Below are 2,913 nucleotides of genomic sequence, written 5' to 3'. Positions count from 1 at the left end.
GAGGGGCCGTTGGGCGCGGTCAGCCCGTTGCTGGCGCCGTCCTGGTTGACGGCCGTACCCCGGACCACGGCCAGGACCGGATGCCCGTTCCGCCGCGCGTCCGACAGCCGTTCCAGCAGCAGCATGCCCACGCCTTCGCCCCAGCCAGTGCCGTCGGCGGCCTCGGCGAAGGCCTTGACCCGGGCGTCGGGGGCGAGGCCCCGCTGTCGGCTGAACTCCACGAAGACCTCGGGAGTCGACATGACCGTCACGCCGCCCGCGAGGGCGAGCGAGCTCTCGCCGGAGCGCAGGGACTGGGCGGCCATGTGCAGGGCGACCAGCGAGGAGGAGCAGGCCGTGTCGACGGTGACGGCCGGGCCCTCCAGGCCCAGGGTGTACGCCACCCGGCCCGACGCCACGCTGCCCGCGATGCCCGTACCGAGGTAGCCCTCGACGGTCTCCGGCACCTGCCGGAGCAGGGTGGCGTAGTCCTGCCCGTTGCTGCCGACGAAGACGCCGGCCTTGCTGCCACGCAGGGACGTCGGGTCGATGCCCGCCCGTTCGAAGGCCTCCCAGGAGGTCTCAAGGAGCAGCCGCTGCTGCGGGTCCATCGCCAGGGCCTCGCGCGGGTTGATGCCGAAGAAGGCCGCGTCGAACTTGCTCACACCCTGGAGGAAGGCACCTTCCCTCACATACGACGTGCCGGAGCGGTCCGGGTCGGCGTCGTAGAGCGCGTCCAGGTCCCAGCCGCGGTCGGCGGGGAACGGAGACACCGCGTCACCGCCGGCCGCCAGCAGCGTCCACAGCTCCTGGGGCGTCCGGATCCCGCCCGGGAAGCGGCAGCCCATGCCCACGATCGCGATCGGGTCGTCGCCGGTGACCGTCGCGCCGGAGGTGGCCATGTGCCCAGCTGTGGCAGTGTCACCTCCGAGGCCAGGGAACTCGCCCAGCACATGGCGGGCGAGTTCGCTCGCCGTCGGGTAGTCGAAGATCACGCTGGTGGTCAGCCGCAGCCCGGTGGCCGCGTTCAGCCGGTTGCGCAGCTGGACCGCGCCGAGCGAGTCGAAGCCGAGCTCCTTGAACGCGCGGTTCGGCGCCACCGACTGCGGCCCGGCGTGACCGAGCACCAACGCCGCCTGCGTACGCACCAGTTCCAGCACCAGCTCCGCCCGCTTCGGCGCCGTCAGCGCCGCGAGCCGCCCGGCGAGCGACGACTCCTCGCCGTGCTGTGCGCCGCCGGACAGTGCTGGCCCGGCCGCCGCCCGGAGGTCCCGTACGTCGGCCAGGTCGGAGATCAGCGGACTGGGACGGGCGGCGGTGTACGCCGGTACGAAGCGGGCCCAGTCGATGTCGGCGACGGTCACGGCCGGATTGCCGTGGCCGACGGCCTGGCCCAGCCCGCTGAGCGCGAGCTCCGGGGACATCGGGGGGAACCCGCTGCGGTGCAACTGCTCGGCCGCCGCGTGCCCCGTCGCCATGCCGGAGTCCGCCCAGGCACCCCAGGCCACCGAGGTCGCGGGCAGACCCAGCGCGTGGCGGTTCTGTGCCAGCGCGTCCAAGTGGGCGTTGGCCGCCGCGTAGTTGGCCTGACCCTCGTTGCCGAAGGTGGCGGCCGCGGAGGAGAACAGGACGAACGCGTCCAGGTCGAGGTGACGCGTGTACCGGTCGAGCAGCGCCGCGGCGGTGGCCTTCGGCCGCAGGACGTGGTCGAGGCGGTCGGCGGTGAGGTGGTCGAGTACGCCGTCGGCGAGGGTGCCCGCGGTGTGGACGACCGCGGTGAGGCCGGGGTGCTCGGCGATCAGGGCGCGCACCGACTCCGGGTCGCTCACATCACAGGTCGCGAAGGTCACCGTGGCGCCGAGCGCGGCGAGTTCGTCGCCGAGGGCGGTGGCCCGGGGGGCTTCGCCGCCGCGCCGGCCGGCGAGGACCAGGTGCTCGGCGCCGTGCTCGGCGGCCCAGCGCGCCACATGTGCGCCGAGCGCGCCGGTGCCGCCGGTGATGAGGACGGTGCCGCGTGGCTGCCAGGGCGTACCGCTGCCGCCTGCCGCCCGCGTCAGTCGGCGCGCGAGGACACCGGCCGCGCGGATCGCCACCTGGTCCTCACCGCCGGGCGCGGCGGCCAGCACGGCTCGTAGGTGTGCGTCGCCGCGTTCGTCGAGCTGTTCGGGCAGGTCGACGAGGCCGCCCCAGCGGTCGGGGTGCTCCAGGGCCGCGACCTGCCCCAGGCCCCAGACCTGCGCCTGGGCGGGGCTGGTGAGCGGGTCGGAGCCGCCGGTGGTGACCGCGCCCTGGGTGGCGCACCAGACAGGAGCCTCGACGCCCGCGTCGCCGAGCGCCTGGACGAGCGCCAGGGTCGGGGCGACCGTACCTTCCTCCTCCTCGCGGCCGGTGTCCGCGAGTGCCAGCAGCGATAGCACACCCGTCACCGGGACGACCAACTCTGCGCATGTGCCTCGCAGTTCCTCGGCGAATCGCGCCCGATCGGCCTCGGTGGTGTCGAGCACGAGCTGGCGTACGGCACCGTGCCCGACCTCCAGAGCCCGGACGACGTCACGGACGAGAGGCCGGCTCTCGTGACCCGCAGGCAGCAGCAGCAGCCACTCACCGGCGAGTTCAGCCGTCTCGGACGCATCCGGCATCGGCCGCCACACCACCCGGTAACGCCAGCCCTCCACCGGTGAACCACCAATCCGCTCCCCGCGCCCGGTCCTCGCGTCGAGCCAGTACCGGCAGCGCTGGAAGGCGTACGTGGGCAGGTCGACCCGGCGCGGTGTGTGCCCTCCGCCGGCGAAGAAGGCCTGCCAGTCGACGGGCGTCCCGTTGACGTGCAGTTCGGCGACCGCGCGGATGACGGCGTGGGGTTCGTTGAGGTTCTTGTGGAGGGTGGGAACGAGGAGGGTGTCGGTGCGGGTGATGGTGTCCTGGGTGAGGGCG

The 2,913-nt window shown here is 73.8% G+C and carries 1 protein-coding gene; it reads right to left on the bottom strand.

What is annotated here, in order from left to right; all coding sequences use genetic code 11:
- A partial coding sequence (locus tag ACF1GV_RS42470; RefSeq protein WP_391692518.1) for an SDR family NAD(P)-dependent oxidoreductase occupies nucleotides 1-2,913 on the bottom strand: 2,913 nt, incomplete at both ends.

Source organism: Streptomyces sp. NPDC014006, from assembly GCF_043088925.1.
GTDB lineage: Bacteria > Actinomycetota > Actinomycetes > Streptomycetales > Streptomycetaceae > Streptomyces.
The sequence above is the reverse complement of the archived record's forward strand: the minus strand, read 5'-3'. Positions and strand labels throughout refer to the sequence as shown.